This is a genomic window from uncultured Tessaracoccus sp. (assembly GCF_947286155.1).
Taxonomy (GTDB): Bacteria; Actinomycetota; Actinomycetes; order Propionibacteriales; family Propionibacteriaceae; genus Arachnia.
The window spans coordinates 1-17,582 of record NZ_CAMYPD010000022.1 but is presented as its reverse complement, the minus strand read 5'-3'; the positions used below and the strand labels follow the sequence as shown (position 1 = coordinate 17,582).

The following is a 17,582-nucleotide window of genomic DNA, read 5'->3' as shown; positions in this document are numbered from 1 at the left end:
CACTGTCCGATCAGAGCGGAAGGCAGTTGTAGAGTGCGCCCATGCACAGCTGGTCGTGGGTGCTGGACGCGCCCGAGGTCTCCACCGTCGACGTGCGCCCCGCGAGCGAGGGGGAGTACGGCGACTGGCCGGCGTGGGTGTCGTCTAAGGTGCGGCAACGTTGCGCCAACCAGGGCATCGAGCGGCTGTGGACGCACCAGCAGGAGTTCGCGGAGCTCGCCTATCGCGGGCGGCACGTCGCGCTCACCACCTCGACGGGTTCGGGCAAGTCGCTGGCCTACCTGTTGCCGGTAATCGCGGCGACGGCGGAGGGCAACGTCGGGGTGGAGGTGCCCACCTCGCGCATCCGGCGTACCGAGCACACAGCGCTCTATCTCGCTCCGACGAAGGCTCTCGCCCACGATCAGGTGCGCGCCGCAACCGCCTTCGGGCCAGCGGATTGGCGCATCACCGCCGTCGACGGCGACTCGGATGAGGCCGAGCGACGATTCGCCCGCGAGCATGCCAGTTTCGTGTTCACCAATCCGGACATGCTGCACTATTCCGTGCTGCCCAATCACCGGCGGTGGTCCAGGCTGCTGTCGGGGCTGCGCTACGTCGTCGTCGACGAAGCACACCGCTACCAGGGGGTCTTCGGCGCGCACATCGCGCACGTACTACGGCGCCTGCGCCGACTCGCCGCCCACTACGGCGCCAACCCGACGTTCTTGCTCGCCTCAGGCACCGCCACGGGCATGGACGAATTCGGCGGCAAGCTGATCGGGGAGCCGGCCATCACAGCCGTGACGCACGACGGGGCGCCGAAACCGAAGCGCGTCGTAGCACTGTGGAAGCCGTCCATCTCGCTCAACCAAGACACAGGCAACCTCCTCGGACGCCTGGTGGCGTCGGGGGCGCAGACCATCGCCTTCGTCGCGAGCAGAACGGGCGCGGAACTCGTCGCGCTCGAAGCGCAGGAGATCGCAGGCCCGGCCATCGCGAGCTACCGGGCGGGCTTCCTGCCCGGCGAGCGACGCAGCTTGGAGCAGGCGCTGCAAACCGGCGCTCTGCGCGGGGTCGCGACGACGAACGCGCTCGAGCTCGGCATTGACGTGGCCGGGATGGACGCCGTACTCATCGCGGGTTATCCGGGAAAGCTGAGCACGCTGTGGCAGCAAGCTGGGCGGGCTGGCCGACGGGGCACCGATGCGCTGGTCGTCGTGCTGGCCAGGGAGAACCCACTCGACGGATTCCTCTTCGACCATCCGGAGGCGCTGCTGCGTGCCCCCGTCGAGCAGGCTGTGCTGCACCCCGACAACCCGCGCGTCTTCGGGCCGCACCTCGCCGCAGCGGCCCAGGAACTACCCCTGACGTCGGACGATGCACGCTGGTTCGGTGGTGCATACGGTGCTGTCGTCGGCCAACTAGTGGATCAGAAGGTGCTGCGCGACCGAGGAGGGAAGTACTACTGGACGCGGGCCGACCGCGCCGTCGATTTCATCTCGCTGCGATCGGCCGGGGCGAAGCCGTACGACCTCATCGAGCGCGACACGGGGAGGATCGTCGGCACCGTCGACGAAGCGCGCGTCGACGCCGTTGCCCACCCAGGGGCGGTGTACCTGCACCAGGGTGAGAGCTTCCTCGTCGACGAGATCGACCGCGCTGACAAGCAGGCGTTCGTGGTGGAGGCGCGGCCGAAGTACTACACCCAGCCGCAGACCAGCTCGGAAATCGAGGTGCTCTCCGAGCGGGATTCGCGTGTCCTCGGCGGGGCGACCGTGCATCGCGGCGATGTGCGGCTCACCTCCCAGGTGCTGGCCTACTTGCGTCGCGACGAACTCACGCACGAAGTGTGGGACCAACATCCCCTGGAGATGCCACGTCGGCAGCTCATCACGCAGGCGGTGTGGCTCACGATCCCCGACGAGCTCACCGCAGCGCTTGATTGGGGGTCGCTGCAGCTGGGCGCCGCAGCGCACGCCATCGAACACACCGCCATCGGCCTGCTCCCGGCCTTCGCGCCCTGCGACCGCTGGGACATTGGGGGCGTCTCTACGGCGCTGCACCCGGATACCGGAGTGCCCACCATCTTCGTCCACGACGGTCTCGCCGGCGGCGCAGGGTTCGCCTTCCGAGGCTACGACGTCGTTGACGCGTGGCTGACGGCCACGCTGGAACGCCTTCGCCGCTGCCCCTGCGACGACGGCTGTCCCGCGTGCATCGTCTCGCCGAAGTGCGGCAACGCGAACCAGGTGCTCGACAAAGAGCGAGCCACCGTGTTGCTGACGCGTGTGCTCGAGGCGTGAACTGCGCCCACCTTCCACAGGCCCAGTATCAAGGCGACGAAGTTATCCACAGAACGCCTTCCCGGCGGGAATCTCGGGCGTGTCGCTGCCATAACGATGGGTGTCCGGGACGTTCCCGGGCAGCTTCGAGGGAAGGAACCCCAATGGACATCGTGAAAACCACCACTACCGTCAAGCGTCTGGCCGAACGCGGCCTCACCACCGTCGAGTACGCCATCGGGCTGCTCGCGGCCGCCGCAGCAGCACTGGTGCTGTTGCGCATCTTCAACGACAACCAGTTCTTCAAAATGCTCTTCGACTGGGTGGTGAACATCTTCAACAACATCAGCACCGGCAACGGGGGCGGCAGCATCTTCGATATCTTCGGAAAGATGTTCGGCTTCTAATGCTTGCAGGGTTGGCGGGCGGCGGCACCGGCCGTCGCCCCTCACCCCGCGGCATGGTCACCGTCGAACTCGCCATCGGCTTCGTCACCGCGACGATGCTGGCAGCCGTGTTGGTGACGCTGACCATGCTTGGGGTCTCGCAAGCCGCGGTGGCAGAGTCGTCGGCGCAAATCGCCAGGCAACTCGCTCGCGGCGACGCCGACGCGGCCCACAAAGCTGAACAACGGGCACCAGGTGCCGTGAAGGTGGAACGCGACGACGCCGGCGTCACCGTCACGGTCTCTACGACCAGCTTGGTGATTGGCCTGGGCGATATCCCCGTGCGTGCCAGCACATGGATGGCCTACGAACCGGGCGCGCACTCATGAGCCGCGCAGAACGCGGCGTCGGCACCGTGCTGACGGCGGGCATCGCAGCTGTGACCGCCGTCGTGGCCGGGGCATCGTGCCTGTGCATCACGTGGCTCAGCACCATTCGTCAAGCTGAGCGCGTCGCAGAAGTTGCGGCGCTGGCAGGCGCGTCGGCGGCAGTCAGGGGTGACGACCCTTGCGCAGCCTCCAAGCAGGCAGCTCTGCGCAACGGAGGAACCCTCTCTCGCTGCGTGGTGCGCGGCGAGGGGCCGAACGTCGTCGTCGAAACGGGGGTGGTGGCGCACATCCAGCCGCATCTGGGTATTGTGCCCGAGCACATTGAACGATTAGCCACTGCAGCAACCGTGTGATGACGTGGTGCAGGAGCAGATGTGCAGTAGAAATAGTGGAGAGCAACCACCGCCAGCGAGGAAAGGGAACCTATGGCATTGCGCAGCCGATTGTCCGAGGCGGGATACACGGCAAATGGCGTGTTGAATCGCATCGGTGAGCTTGGCCAAGCCGGGCTCGGACGCAACATCACGGTGCCCGCATCCCGCGAACTCGGCGATGCCCATGATCCGCTCGCCACGCTCATCAAGCTGTTCATCTTGCAGCAGGACGTGCCAAACTCCGACGTCGCATTCCTGGAAGGAGAAGCCGACGAGTACCTCGCTGAGTACGACGGGCGGGTTCGGGCCACCGTCGATGTCCGGCCGTACGGCTCTCCCGACGATGGCGCGTCGGGTTGGGTGGTCTCCGACCTGACCCCAGGCCTTGACCTGGTAACCACGCCCACTCGCCCCGACTATGTGCTGGGCGTCTCCCCGGCATCCACCACGTTGGCACAAATGACGATGCGCACACCGGTCCTGCGGGCGCTCGACCTCGGCACCGGCTGCGGGGTGCAGTCATTGCACCTCGCCCAGCACGCGACGAGCGTTGTTGCTACCGACGTCAACGCCAGAGCGCTCACCATGGCGCGCGCGAGCGCCGCGCTCACCGGTGTCAGCGTCGACGTTCGGGAGGGGTCGCTGTTTTCGCCGGTTACGGGGGAACAATTCGACCTCATCGTCTCCAACCCGCCATACGTGATGAGCCCGCCGTCGAAGGACGGCTCGACGCTAACCTACCGAGAGACGAATTTCACCGGCGACGGTCTGCTGCAGGCCATTCTCCGCGATGCTCCGGCGCATCTGGCTCCGGACGGCAGCCTCCAGCTACTCACGAACTGGGCCATTCTGGAGGGTCAAACGTGGGATGAACGCATCCGCTCGCTGCTGGCGCCGCTCAATCTCGACGTGTGGGTGATAGAGCGGGAGCGCCTCGATAAGTACAGCTATATCGAGATGTGGCTCGCCGACGCTGGGCTCGCCGGCACGCCCGAGTGGCGGCCCGCGTATGAACGATGGCTCGAGTATTTCGCCGAACTGCGCATCGCGGAAGTGGGGATGGGCTGGATTCTCGTCACCGACGCGGGCAGGGCCACACCGCACGTTCGCGTCGAATCCTGGCCCCACGCCGTCCAACAACCGGTGGCCCCAGTCTTCGCGCGGCACCGGGCCGCCGTCGACGCAGCCACCGCACCCGACGAGCAGCTCCTGGCCTCACGCCCACGACTCGTCGACGTGCGCCAAGAGACCGTGGGCGCACCAGGCGCGGAAGATCCGGAACACATCGTCTTTAGACAGACCACCGGGCTGCTTCGAGGCATGACCACCGACACCGGGTTCGCCGCCGTGCTCGGGGCACTCGACGGCGACCTCACCGTGCAGCAGGTGCTCGACGCGGTAGCGCAGATCCTGGAGCTGGACCCGTCGCAATTCACTGTGGACATGCTTGCCAAACTGCGCAAGGCCCTCGAAGAGCAGTACCTTGTTCCAGAAGGGAGCTGACACGCCACCGGACGTTCACACTTCGTCGGCTATGGTCTAGGAACCCGAACGTTGAGCAGGAAGAATTCATGACCCCACAGCGCCTCGTGATCGTTGAGTCACCCACCAAGGCCACCAAAATCGCTGGTTTCCTCGGTAAGGAATACTCGGTCACCTCGAGCCGCGGCCACGTCCGCGACCTTCCCACCAGTGCGTCCGACGTGCCTGCGAAATACAAGGGCGAGAAGTGGGCGCGCACCGGCGTGAACGTGGATGACGACTTCGCGCCCATCTACGTCGTAGGTGCGGATAAGAAAGCCACCATCAGGGAGCTGAAAGCTAAGCTGAAGGACGTCGACGAACTCCTGCTCGCCACCGACGGTGACCGCGAAGGTGAAGCGATCGCGTGGCACCTGCTCGAGGAACTGAAGCCGAAGATCCCCGTCAAGCGGATGGTGTTCCACGAGATCACCAAGCATGCTATCCAAGAGGCGGTGGAGAACCCGCGTGAGCTCGACGTCAGCCTTGTAGATGCGCAGGAGACCCGACGCATCTTGGACCGTCTCTACGGCTACGAGGTCTCCCCGGTGCTGTGGAAGAAGGTAATGCCGAAGCTCTCCGCCGGTCGTGTGCAGTCGGTGGCCACCCGGCTCATCGTCGATAGGGAGCGCGAGCGCATCGCGTTCGTGCCGGCCGCGTATTGGGACCTCGACCTCACGCTGGATGCCGGCGAGCACCGCGATCCGCGCACATTCCCCGGGCGGCTCGTGTCTGTCGATGGGCAGAAGGTGGCCCAAGGCAGAGACTTCGACTCCGAGGGCCAGGCCAAAGACCCCTACGTGATGGTGCTCGACGAGCCCAGCGCCACCAAGCTTGCCGACGGCCTGCGCGACGCGGATATCGTCGTGACAGCCGTCGAAGCGAAGCCGTACAGCCGCCGCCCGTACGAGCCGTTCCGCACCACGACGCTGCAGCAGGAAGCGGGCCGTAAGCTGCACTTCACGTCGCAGCGCACAATGTCGGTGGCTCAAGATCTGTACGAGCAGGGCTTCATCACGTACATGCGTACCGATTCGGTGACGCTCTCCAGCCAGGCCATCAAGGCCGCGCGAGGCGCCGTCGCTGGGTTGTTCGGTGAGAAATTCCTCTCCCCGAAGCCGCGGGTGTACGCGTCGAAGGTGAAGAACGCGCAGGAAGCGCACGAGGCCATCCGCCCGGCCGGCGACGAGTTCGTCCACCCCGACAAGGCCGGTTTGAACGGTGACCACTACCGCCTCTACCAGCTCATCTGGATGCGCACGGTCGCCTCCCAGATGGCCGACGCGGTGGGTGAGCAGATGTCGCTGTCGTTCCAAGCCACCGTCGATGGTCAAGCACTGGAACTCGCCGCGTCTGGTCGCACCATCACGTTCCCCGGCTTCCTCAAGGCGTACGTCGTGAGTGTCGACGAGGGCGCCGCCGACGATCAGCAGTCGCGTCTTCCGGAACTGGCCGAGGGCGACCAGCTCGCCGCCTACGCCGTCGCCGCCTCGGGGCACCAGACGAAGCCCCCCGCCCGATACACCGAGCCGTCGCTCGTCGCGAAGCTCGAAGAGCTCGAGATCGGCCGCCCCTCCACGTACGCGTCGATCATTCGCACCATCACCGCACGCGACTACGTGTTCAAGAAGGGGTCGGCGCTGGTGCCCACGTGGCTCGCGTTCGCGGTGACGAGGCTGCTCGAAGAGCACTTCTCTAAGCTCATCGACTACGACTTCACCGCGCACCTCGAAGATCAGCTCGACGAGATCGCGTCGGGCAGGGCGAAGCGCCTCGCTGTGCTCAACGACTTCTACTTCGGCCCGGAGGGGAAGACGGCCCAGGGTTTGCAGACACTCGTCACGGAGTTGGGCGACATCGATGCGAAGGCGCTCTCTACCTTCCCGCTCGGCGACTCCGGCATCGACGTGCGCGTCGGGCGCTACGGCACCTACGTCGAAGCGGAGGGTGGCAAGAAGCGAGCCAACGTGCCCGAAGACCTGCCTCCGGATCAGCTCACCGTCGAAGCGGCAGAGGAATTTCTCAGCCAGCCGCTCGACGAGCAGCGAGAGCTCGGCGTCGACGAGGCGACGGGACTGACTATCGTCGCGAAGAACGGGCGTTTCGGGCCGTACGTCACCGAGCTGCTGCCCGAGGACGCGCCAAAGTCGAAGAAGCCGCGCACCGGGTCGCTGTTCAAATCGATGTCGCTGGAGACGGTCACGCTCGACCAGGCCCTCCAACTGCTCAGCCTGCCGCGCGTCGTCGGGACTACCGAGGACGGCACGGAGATCACGGCGCAGAACGGGCGATACGGGCCGTACCTCAAGAAGGGCACAGACTCCCGTTCGCTCACGAGCGAGGACGAAATCTTCAGCATCACCATGGAGCAGGCTGAGGCCATCTACGCGCAGCCGAAACAGCGTGGTCGGGCCGCCGCGAAGCCGCCGTTGCTTGAGCTAGGCGAGGACCCGGCCAGCGGCAAACCCGTCGTGGTGAAAGATGGGCGCTATGGTCCGTACATCACCGACGGTGAGACCAACGTGACGGTGCCGCGCGGGGAAGACCCGGCCACCCTGACCGCATCCCGCGCCTTCGAGCTGCTGGCGGCCAAGCGCGCCAAGGGTCCGGCCCCCAAGCGCAAGACCACCAGACGTAAGACGACGAAGCAGAAGTCCTGATGGCCAAGCAGAAGCCATTGCGGTTCCGGGTGCCGGTTGAGGCCTCGGCGCCGTTGCTGGTGTCGAACCCAGCCGGCTTTACGCGCCTGCTTGCGCGCCCTGCGCAGAGCCATCGGATGGACGTCACCGTCCTCGACGCCCACGACGCTCGCCTGTTGCGCGCAGGCATCGTGGTGGCGCGCCGTCGCCGCAACGAAGAGTCAGGGGAGTGGTACGTGGCCGCTCCCGACTGGCCGAGCCTTCCCGACGAGGCGAGCTACGCGCCAGACGGCTCCGGAGAATTACCTCGCGAGCTACGACGTCAGCTCTCGTGGTTCCTGCGCCACGAACCGCTCACGGCGTTCGCCACGATGGTCTGCGACCGTCACGAGTACGTGTTGCGCGGCGGCGAGGATGATCTTGTCGACATCCGTGATGACACCATCCGTATCACTCGCGACAACGTTGAGCTCTCCACAACCCGCGAGATCACGATGACTCCTAGGGCCAAGCTTGCGGGCCAGCAGCGTGACTTCATCGTCTCCGCGCTCGAAGCGATCGACGCGAGCCCCATGGGTGCTCAGCCGACGCTCCAGCAGCGCATCGGCCCTCCGGCCACCGGGCTCACGAGCTTCCGGCCGCCAGAAGGTATCGACCCGGACATGAACTTGGAGGAGTTCGTCTCCGAGGTGCTACAAGCCCACCTCTATGCGCTCGTCATCGCGGAATTGAGACAGAAGCCGGAGCAGGAGCGCGTCGAGATCGATCAGCTCTCGCGCGATCTTCGAGGGCTCGCCCCGGTGCTCGAACCAGCCTGGCGCGATGCGCTTGAATCTGATCTGCGGACGCTGGCCTCGTCGGACAGTGGTAGCCGTGACGACCTCCTGCTGGGCGTCATCGACGCGCTCGTTGGCGCCGTGCGTGCCCCGAAGCTCGGCAATCTATCGACGGAAAATGCCCGCGTGGCGCTGAGTAGTCGCATGGAGCAGGCGCTCATGATCTTGTTTGATCGGTGTCGAGCACTCGAGCACGATGGCCCCGACGAAGCGTGGGGCGCTGCCTTGCGGTCGGCGTTGCAGCTGCGAGCGACGAACCGTCTCCTCGAACCGCTGTTCGGTAAACCCGTGCGCAAGCTCGACCGTGAACTCGACGAAGTGATCGACCTCCTGCGTTCCTCGGTGAGCCCGCCGGACGGTATCGAGGTCGCTGGCATGTCCCCGGAGGAAGCCTTCCAGCTAGGACGAGACGTGGAGCACGCGCAATGGAACGTGGTACGGGCTCGTCAAACCTTGATCGACACCTGGCCCGAGCACGTCGCGAAGGGCAGAAAGGCGCTGAAGAAGATGCGAAAGAAGTTGCGGTGACAGGGCTCTTCATTGCATTTGAGGGCGGCGACAGCGTCGGCAAATCCACCCAGGTCGAATACCTTGCGGCCCACTTGGCGGGGCTCGATGTAGATCGGGTGGTGACGCGCCAACCCGGGGGTACGCAACTGGGCGCTACGCTCCGACGCCTGCTACTCGACCCGGCGACGGGCGACGTCGATGCCAGGGCGGAAGCGCTCACCTACGCCGCCGACAAGGCGCAGCACGTACACGAACTCATTGCTCCCGCGCTGGCGAGCGGGAAAGTGGTCATCACCGACCGATATGTCGATTCGATGATCGCCTACCAGGGGGCGGGCAGAGCGCTGAACCTCGACGAGGTGTCCCGCATCGCATGGTGGGCGGTCGGTGGGCTCCGGCCGCATTTGACGATCCTCCTCGACGCCGACCCCGCCGACGCCGTGCACCGCATCGCGACGAAGGATCGGCTCGAAGATGCCGGCATGGAGTTCCATCGGCGCGCCCGGCAGCACTTCCTCGATCTCGCCGCGCAGCGCCCCGACGAGTACCTCGTCCTGCACGCGCGGGCTCCTCGGGATGAGATTGCAGGACGCGTGGCGGACGCCGTCGACAGGTTGCTCGCTCGACGCGGCTGAATTGTCAGTGCGGCGTGGCAGGATGTGAGTCATGGCGGACGTATACGGCGAACTGATCGGGCAGGAGCGCGTGGTCGAGACGTTGCGCCGCGCCGCCTCCGGTGCTCGGCACGCCATGACGCACGCCTGGCTGTTCGTCGGCCCTCCAGGTAGTGGCAGGTCGAACGCGGCCAAAGCCTTCGCCGCAGCATTGCAGTGCCCGCGAGGGGGCTGCGGGGCGTGTGAGGAGTGCCGCACGGCACTCAGCGGTGCCCACCCCGACGTCACGCTGGTGCGCACCGAACAGCTCTCCATCGGCGTGAAAGAGACGCGCGAGATGGTGTTCCGCGCCAACGTGGCACCAGTGAAAGGGCGCTACCAAGTCGTCGTCGTGGAAGACGCCGATCGCGTTACCGAGCGAGCCGCCGATGCCCTGCTCAAGGGGCTGGAAGAGCCCGCCCCGCGCACGGTATGGCTGCTGTGCGCACCCAGCCCCGACGATGTCATCATCACCATCCGCTCGCGGTGCCGCACGGTGAAGCTCGCTACGCCTTCCGACGACGCCGTCGCGCAGTTGCTGGTGGATCGCGACGGCATCGACCCAGCGCTGGCTGCCCATGCTGCGCGTGCGGCGCAGGGGCACGTCGGGAGGGCTCGTGGGCTCGCCCGGTCTGAAGACGCCCGCATTCGTCGGCACGAGGTGCTCACCATCCCAGCCAAGCTGCAGTCCGTCACCGACTGCCTGGTGGCCGCGGAGAATCTCGTGGCGAATGCCACTGCGGATGCCGAAGAAATCTGCGCGCCACTCGACGAGAAGGAGATGGCCTCGCTGAAGGAGTCGCTGGGCGTGGGCGGCAAGGGCACGCGCAAACCGCGGAACGCGCAGGCTGCTCTTCGAGAGCTGGAAGATGAGCACAAGACTCGCCGCAAGCGCATTGTCCGAGATTCCCTGGACCGCGTGCTCACTGAGTTCACCGCGCTGTATCGCGACGTGCTCGCGGTGCAAACTAGCGCCGGGGCGCCGCTGATTAACGCTGACATCGCCGACGTCGTCGAGCAGCTCGCACGGCGCTCGTCCGCAGAACGCACCGTGCGCGTACTCGACCACATTCTCGCCACGCGCACCCGACTGGAGGGCAACGTTGCACCCCAACTCGCATTCGAAGCGCTGCTGGTGGGCATCCTTCGAAGCTAGGTTTTGGGGCGCGTGTCTGGCTCCGTAACTCGCGGTTTGGCTGAAACAATGGACGTGAAGAATGTCTAGGCAACGAACGAGGTCAGCAATGTCGACCAACAACTCCAACGACTGGGTTCGGGAAGGCACCCCCCGTGAGGACTGGGATGCCGACACCGACTACGGCGTCGAAGTCGACCCTGCAGAATGGGACGACTACGCACAGGAGCAGGCTGTGCCCGTGCGCACACCGGAGGCCGCACGCGAATACGTGCCGCCGACGCAGCGAGAACAGCAGTCCGACCCGCAGGAGCTCGTCGAGCAGGCGCAGGCGCAGGTAGCAGGCGAGGAGGCATCCGACGCCGCTCAGCCTGATGCCGCGACGCCTACCGTCGACGAGGCTCCAGCTACGGATTCAGCACCTGCAGCGGGAGTTCCTGAGGACGATGCGCCCGACGCCGAGGCCAGCGAGCCGCAGGCAGCTGCTGCAGACGTTCGCGATGAACAGCGCCCGTTCGAGGAGCAGCCGGCTGAGGAACACCCCCTCGAGGAAAGCCCGGTTGATGAGGCACCAGAGAGCGGTTCCCCCGTCGATGAGTTCCACAGCAGTTACGAGACCGCCGACGACGAGCACACGGCGGTGCGTCCGCGCCCGATCGTGCCGGAAGTTGCTGCCGAGCAGCCTGAGAGCATCACGGATACTGCTGAGCATCGTCCCGACAGTGACGATCCCGAAGCTACGGGCGTATACGACGTCGTTGACCGCGACGAGGCCCAGCCCGAGGACGCATCGCACCTCGATAGCGAGACACAGCCTGGCTCTGAACCGGAGCCCCGCGACGATCACGCTGAGGGCGAGGCCGCCGCTGCGGCTGCGCCGCTGGCAGCAGGTGCCGTAGCGGCTGGTGCTACCGATGGCGCCCAGCATGACGAAGGCGAGTACGCCTCGCTCTACCGCGAAGAGCACCAGAAGCTCGAGCCCGAGTCTGTCACCGAACCCGAGCCCGACGCCGAAACCACGCAGGCCTTCACACCCGCGGTGGATAACAACACGCAAGTGATCGACGACGAGCGACTTGCCGCCGAAGAAGCCGAGGAGCGCGATCGCCAGGCCCGACTCCAGGAGCAGCGGGATGCGCGCGACGCCCGTCTCGGCGTCGTGCCGAGCTCGCAGGATGCCGGCGTGCGAGTGGTCACCAAGCCCGTGAAGCGTCAGGCAGACAAGTTCTTTGGCGCGTTCTCGCTGTTCGTGCTGCGCGGTGTGCTCGCAGCCATTCTCGGCGTGCTCGCCTACCAGGTGCTCCAGGACGTCACCCGCACCGAAGAGTTCATCGCGAACACCGTCGTGCCTGAGCCGCGAATCGTCGCCTGGATCCTGGGCTATGGGCTGGCTGTGCTGGCAGCGCTCTTGCTCATCGGTTTGGGCGCTCGCTTCTTCAGCGCGCTGCTCGTGCTCATCTCGGGAGCGTCGCTGGCGCTGTTCCGCTGGGGTGCGTTCAGTATCTTCATGGATGGCCGCGAAGGTTTCCTCGGCGACCGCACGCTGCTCACGCTGGCCGCTGCGCTCGTCATCGTTGCATTCGGTGCCGGACGCTGGTCGATCGACGGCGCCATCTACTCCGCGAGGCACAAGTCGAAGGAAACGGTCGACGGATAATTGCATCAGCCCTATAGGCTGACCGCATGGATAAAAGACTGAGGCTCACACAAGTTGTCATCGCATTGCTGTGTGTGAGCCTCGTCTTTTCCCTGTTCGCGTTCGGTCTTGTTGGCGGTGGAACGTCACCCGACCAACAACCGCCGACAGTGCAGCCCACCCGCCAAGCACCTCGGAAAGTGGAAGAAGGGCAGCGCCTCCCCGGCGAACTCGCCCGTCAACTCGATACGCTCGACGTGTTCAAGCCCGACGTCACCCCGAACCCTGATCGCCAGACCAGCTACCAGCCAGCGGGGAAGCCGAAGGTCACGCTCCCCGGAAGTTTGGGCGACGATCTGCGCGCCTACGCCGAGCAACCCGTCGAATGGGAGACGTGCGGCGAGGGGCTGTGCGCGAAGGTCCTCGCTCCGCTCGATTGGGAGAACCCGGGCCAGGCCGCCGTCGAATTGGCGGTCACCAAGGTGCCGAGTGCCAATCCGAGCTTGGATCCACTCTTCGTCAACCCCGGCGGTCCCGGTGCGGGAGGCACTGCGTTCGCCACCCAATTCGCACCTGACTACTTCAAGGGCATGGACATCATCGGCTGGGATCCGCGCGGCACGGGCGCATCCACCCATGTCCAATGCGGCTCCCCAGCAGAGACCGACAAACTCTTCGACCTCGACTCCACTCCCGACGACGCCACCGAAGAACGCGCTCTCCAGGACGGCTACCGTCAGTTCGCGAAGCAGTGCCGAGACGCCTCGGGCGAGCTGCTTGACCACATCTCCAGCGTCGATGTGGCCCGCGACATGGACCTGCTGCGGCACCTCGTCGGAGCCAAGAAACTGAACTTCCTGGGCGTCTCCTACGGCACCTTTATCGGCGCGATGTACGCCACCTTGTTTCCCGACACCTCCGGCAGGCTCGTGCTCGACGGCGCCGTCGAGATCACCGACGAAGAACCGGTGCCGCAGATCGTCGGGTTTGAGCGCGCCTTCGTCGCATGGGCTGACTGGTGTGCGGAGCAGCAGGTGTGTGTGCTGCACGGGAAGTCGTCGAAGGAGCTCCAGCAGCAGGTCACGAGCTGGCTGCAAAGTCTGGACGCGTCGCCTCTCGACGTGGGCAAGCGCAAGCTGACGCAGTCACACGCGGCCACCGGCATCGCCATGTTCTTGTACGCCGACGATTCGGGCTACCGCGCGCTCGCGGAGTTCTTGCGCGAAGCCATGGCAGGCAACGGCGAAGGGCTGCTGCGGGCCGCCGACGAGCTGAACGGCCGAGGGCAGGGCGGCAAATACGAGACCATCGCCTACGCATTCCCCGCGATGGGCTGCGCAGATTCCCCCGACGAGGGTGCCGCCGCCGTGCCGAAGCGTGCCAGGGAGGCCATGGCGGACACGCCCATCCTCGGCCGCCACATGGGTTACGGCTACCAGTGTCAGTTCTGGACAGCCGAACCGTTGCCGGCCTACAAGCTCGACGCGAAGGACGCCGACCCGATCCTCGTTGTTGGTTCGACGGGCGACTCCGCGACGCCGTATGAGCAGGCTGAGCGGATGGCGAAGCAACTCGAGCCAGCGGGGCTGCTCACCTACGAGGGCGCCGGGCACGGTGCCGTGACCGGTGGCAATCAATGCGTGACGCGCACCGTCGGGGAATTCCTCGCCGACGGCAGGCTGCCCGAGGAGGGGAAGCGGTGCAAGTGACCGCGCCGAGTTGTGAGGTTGTGCCCGGTTGCCGCTATAGTTTCACCTTGCTGCCGTCCTAGCTCAGTCGGTAGAGCGACGCTCTCGTAAAGCGTAGGTCACGGGTTCGAATCCCGTGGACGGCTCTGGTGGCGCACCTGCGTTCGCGCGGCGCCTTTCGGTCGGATTGCCTGCCCCATGGCGGCGTCGCATTACTGGTCGCAGCTTCTTTTGCGCTCAACTAGGGGGCGACCTGCACCCGCCGAATGTGCCTTTGTAGGCTGGGGGTTGTTCAATGATTTCAAGACACAGGAGACACCGGTCGTGTACGACGCAGTCATCATAGGAGCCGGTTTGGCGGGGCTTGAAGCAGCCCGAGACCTGCGCGCTCGCGGGCTGCGTGTGACCGTCCTCGAAGCACGTGACCGCGTCGGCGGGCGCGTGGAGAACATCGTGTTGTCCGACGGGTCATATCTCGAGATGGGTGGCCAATGGATCGGCTCAGGCTTCGACGCGCTGCGCGAGCTGATTGCCCACTACGGCCTGGAGACCGTCGGCATTCCCGAGCCGGACGGCAGGTTCATCGTCCGCCATCACGAAACGACGCATCAGGTTCCCACCGACGGCAACACCACCGTGCTCAACCCGTTCGAGGTGGCCGATTTGGGGCAGGGGCTCCTGCGTCTTCGGCGGCTGGCGCATCGGCTGGTCAATGACGCGGTGTGGGCACGGGCGAATCACCTCTGGCTGGAGCAGACGCTTGAGCGCTGGGCCTCCGCGAACATCCGCACCGAGATGTCTCGGGCGCGGCTCGCTGAGGTGTTTGCATCCGCATTCGAGGTCGAAGCCTCCAACACATCGCTACTGAAGGCGCTGCATCTCGTCCAGGACGGGCCTGACCTCGAATCCATGCTGGCCGTGAACGGGCAGTTGGAACAGTTGCGTGTGGTGGGCGGCATGCACGAGCTCGCCCGACGCATGGCCGACGATCTCGGCGACACCGTGCGCCTCGGGCAGGAAGTGACGAGTATTCGTCATCGTGCCGACGGCGCCACCGTTGTGCTCGCCAGCGGCGAGGAAGTTGAGGCACGTTTCGTGATCTCGACGCTGCCGCCGCGCCTGGCTACGTCGCTTGCCCATGAACCCGCGTTGCCTGCCTGGCGCGTCGAGGAATCCGACAAGGTGAACCCGGGCAATGTGATTAAGGCATACCTGCTGTTCGACGAGCCTTTTTGGCGCGCGCGGGGGCTGTCAGGACAGTCCAGTGCAGACGCGGGGCCGGTACGCGTCACGTTCGACACCACGCCGGCGAACGCGTCGCAGGGTCATCTCATGGGATTTTTTGCCGGCTCGGAAGCGGTGTCGCTGGCGAAACGCACCCCACAGATTCGTGAGCGGGCGTTCCTCGATTCCGTGCGGGCATCGTTTGGCGACGGTGTGCCGCAGCCGAGCGGGTACGTTGAGCGCGACTGGACGGCAGAGCAGTTCACCCAGGGCTGCCACGGCGCCCACTTCGCGCCCGGCATCTGGACGACCGTCGGCCCGGGCCTGGCGAAGCCAGAAGGAGTGCTCTACTGGGCCGGCGCCGAGTACGCCACCCGGTTCAATGGGTACATGGAGGGCGCGCTTCGCTCTGGGCAGGCGGCCGCTGCTGCGGTAGCCTCGCGGTGTGCCTGATCGCCCGCTTGCTCGAACTCGCCTCGCCGCCCAAGGCCTGATTCAGCCGAGGTGGTCGTCGCCCGTCGATGCGGTGCGCGCGTTTGGGGTCATGCAGGGGCAAGACCTTCCGGGCGTCATGGCATCCGCAACGCTGCGCGCGATGGGCTTAGTCGCGGATGTCATCGCGGCGATGAACGCTGGCGAGCTCGTGCGTGGTTATCCCATGCGTGGCACCGTGTTTTTGAGCACCGCTGAGGACCTGCGCTGGATCACCGAGCTGTGTGCCGGGAGGTCGTTGGCCGAAGCGCGTCGACGTCGAGAGCGCGGCGATGCTATCACGGAAGCCGAGCTCCGCCGAGTGGAAGAGCGCGTGCGGGAACTCGCTGCTGGCAAGGGATTGAGCCGGGCCGAGTTCATGGATGCGATGGCTGCAGCAGGCATCGACCACCGTGGCGGGCGTGGGTATCACTGCATCTTCACGCTGATCGCAGAAGGGGTGCTGTGCTACGGCCACTGGAACGGTGTCGATCAGCAGCTCATGCTCGCCGACGAGTTGCTCGGCCCCGGCCTGGAGCAGCGCTTCAACGGCGATGCCGTATCCGCGACGACGGAACTCGCGGCGCGCTACTTCCGCAGCCACGGGCCGGCGAGGGTGCGGGACTTCGCGTGGTGGTGCAAGCTGCCGCTGGGGACGATCCGTGCGGCGCTGTCACAGTTGCCCAATGACGTCGTGCATCTCGGCGACGAGACGTACGCGTCGGCCTTGCTGCCCGAGACAATGGACGACCTGGCGCGGGCCACGTCGCAACCACTCCTGCTACCTGGCTTCGACGAATACATCCTGGGCTACCCCGACCGGCTCTTTGCGATGGACCAGGCCACCCACGACGCACTCGTGCCCGGCAACAACGGCGTGTTCCGGAAATCGGTCGTCGTCGACGGTGTGGTGCGGGCCTTCTGGAGCCGTGGCGGGCAGGCTGGGCGTCGCACGTTGGAGCTCACGGAGCTGGCGGGCATCCCGAAGCGCGCTCAGGCCGGCGTGCGTCGACGGTTCGCTGAGTATCCGTTCGTGCAGCCGTGAGCCGACGCCTGAGTTAGCGCAGGCGGACGTATTCGAGTTGGACGTCCTGGGGAAGGCTGCCAGCGAGGAAGGACTCCCACGTGGCGCCCGGGAGGTTGAAGGCGGCGAGGGCGGCCGTCGGGAATGATGCTGCGATGTCGGATGCTTCGGCGGCGTTGCTGAGCTGGGCGAGTTCCGCGGCCCAGCTGTGCATGGAGGGGTTGTGGCCGACGATGAGCGCCGCGCCTGACGGTGTGGTGTCTGCTGAGAGGAGCGCCTCGAGTACGCCGTCGTGATGGGTGTTGTGGAGGTTGGGGAGGTACTCGACGGCGCAGTTGAGGCCGAGAAGCTCGAAAGTCTCGCGGGTGCGGGCCGCCGTCGAGACGTACGCGTGTGTGACGCCGAGGGGCTGAAGCAGTTCGCCTGCAGCGGCCGCCTGCTCGCGCCCGCGAGCGGTGAGACGCCGGTCGTGGTCGCCGGTGGGAGAGAAATCTTCGGCCTGAGCGTGCCGCATGAAGATGCATCGCATACAGCAAGCTTATGCGAGGGTGGGCCCCGGTGGTTGAGTAGCGAGCGCTTCGCCCCCGGTGGTGGAGTAGCCGCCGGAGGCGGCGTATCGAAACCACCCCGCTTAGGTGGCAGATTCTGGTCCGTGTTTGGGCGCAAACCTGCCACCTAAGCTCATGGCGTTGCGTCTCGATTCGGCCCTTCGGGCCTACTCGACGGGCGGTCGGGCTGTGCCCGGCTACGCCCGGTGGTGGAGTAGCCGCCGTAGGCGGCGATGGTCTTATGGTTTGTCAAGCCATGTTTGGAGGTCGTGTTTGAGGGTTGG

The 17,582-nt window shown here is 65.9% G+C and carries 14 protein-coding genes and 1 tRNA gene; 14 read left to right on the top strand and 1 reads right to left on the bottom strand.

From position 1 onward, the window contains the following. The first annotated feature begins 41 nt into the window (after positions 1-41). The 14 genes from Q0X68_RS07125 (at position 42) to Q0X68_RS07060 (ending at position 16,771) form a co-directional block, all read left to right on the top strand. Positions 42-2,285: a DEAD/DEAH box helicase gene (locus tag Q0X68_RS07125; RefSeq protein ID WP_297749567.1), complete on the top strand. Its 2,244-nt coding sequence runs from the start codon at positions 42-44 to the stop codon at positions 2,283-2,285. A gap of 143 nt (positions 2,286-2,428) precedes the next feature. Next, complete coding sequence (locus tag Q0X68_RS07120; protein ID WP_297749564.1) at positions 2,429-2,671, top strand: DUF4244 domain-containing protein; 243 nt, start codon at positions 2,429-2,431, stop codon at positions 2,669-2,671. Beyond that, the gene (locus Q0X68_RS07115) at positions 2,671-3,039 is read left to right on the top strand and encodes a hypothetical protein (protein WP_297749561.1); all 369 of its coding nucleotides are present in this window, start codon (positions 2,671-2,673) and stop codon (positions 3,037-3,039) included. The genes Q0X68_RS07120 and Q0X68_RS07115 overlap by 1 nt, the downstream gene beginning before the upstream one ends. Further along, positions 3,036-3,392 carry an Rv3654c family TadE-like protein gene (locus Q0X68_RS07110; protein WP_297749558.1) on the top strand — a complete coding sequence of 119 codons (357 nt, stop codon included), beginning with the start codon at positions 3,036-3,038 and terminating at the stop codon, positions 3,390-3,392. Before Q0X68_RS07115 ends, Q0X68_RS07110 begins: the two co-directional genes overlap by 4 nt. Positions 3,393-3,512: 120 nt before the next feature. Continuing rightward, on the top strand, positions 3,513-4,916 hold the full coding sequence (locus Q0X68_RS07105) for a methyltransferase (protein WP_297749555.1): 1,404 nt from the start codon (positions 3,513-3,515) through the stop codon (positions 4,914-4,916). A 68-nt stretch (positions 4,917-4,984) separates the two neighbouring features. Then, the gene (gene topA / locus Q0X68_RS07100) at positions 4,985-7,594 is read left to right on the top strand and encodes a type I DNA topoisomerase (protein ID WP_297749552.1); all 2,610 of its coding nucleotides are present in this window, start codon (positions 4,985-4,987) and stop codon (positions 7,592-7,594) included. Beyond that, on the top strand, positions 7,594-8,937 hold the full coding sequence (locus tag Q0X68_RS07095; RefSeq protein ID WP_297749549.1) for a hypothetical protein: 1,344 nt from the start codon (positions 7,594-7,596) through the stop codon (positions 8,935-8,937). The genes topA and Q0X68_RS07095 overlap by 1 nt, the downstream gene beginning before the upstream one ends. Then, positions 8,934-9,554, top strand: a complete 621-nt coding sequence (tmk, locus tag Q0X68_RS07090; protein ID WP_297749546.1) for a dTMP kinase — start codon at positions 8,934-8,936, stop codon at positions 9,552-9,554. Before Q0X68_RS07095 ends, tmk begins: the two co-directional genes overlap by 4 nt. 31 nt (positions 9,555-9,585) lie before the next feature. Further along, a complete protein-coding gene (locus Q0X68_RS07085) occupies positions 9,586-10,728 on the top strand; it encodes a DNA polymerase III subunit delta' (RefSeq protein ID WP_297749543.1) in 1,143 nt (380 codons plus the stop codon). A gap of 88 nt (positions 10,729-10,816) precedes the next feature. Beyond that, positions 10,817-12,364, top strand: a complete 1,548-nt coding sequence (locus Q0X68_RS07080; RefSeq protein ID WP_297749540.1) for a hypothetical protein — start codon at positions 10,817-10,819, stop codon at positions 12,362-12,364. 26 nt (positions 12,365-12,390) lie between these two features. Then, positions 12,391-14,052 (top strand): alpha/beta hydrolase, encoded by a 1,662-nt coding sequence (locus tag Q0X68_RS07075; protein WP_297749537.1) that lies wholly within the window; start codon positions 12,391-12,393, stop codon positions 14,050-14,052. 52 nt (positions 14,053-14,104) lie between these two features. Then, positions 14,105-14,177: transfer RNA gene (locus tag Q0X68_RS07070), tRNA-Thr, on the top strand. A gap of 178 nt (positions 14,178-14,355) precedes the next feature. Further along, entirely contained in the window at positions 14,356-15,708 is a 1,353-nt protein-coding gene (locus tag Q0X68_RS07065; RefSeq protein ID WP_297749535.1) for an NAD(P)/FAD-dependent oxidoreductase, read from the top strand. After that, positions 15,701-16,771 carry a winged helix DNA-binding domain-containing protein gene (locus Q0X68_RS07060; RefSeq protein ID WP_297749532.1) on the top strand — a complete coding sequence of 357 codons (1,071 nt, stop codon included), beginning with the start codon at positions 15,701-15,703 and terminating at the stop codon, positions 16,769-16,771. Before Q0X68_RS07065 ends, Q0X68_RS07060 begins: the two co-directional genes overlap by 8 nt. A gap of 13 nt (positions 16,772-16,784) precedes the next feature. Here the strand turns inward: Q0X68_RS07060 and Q0X68_RS07055 are convergent, their stop codons facing one another. After that, the gene (locus tag Q0X68_RS07055) at positions 16,785-17,279 is read right to left on the bottom strand and encodes a histidine phosphatase family protein (protein ID WP_297749529.1); all 495 of its coding nucleotides are present in this window, start codon (positions 17,277-17,279) and stop codon (positions 16,785-16,787) included. Positions 17,280-17,582 lie beyond the last annotated feature (303 nt).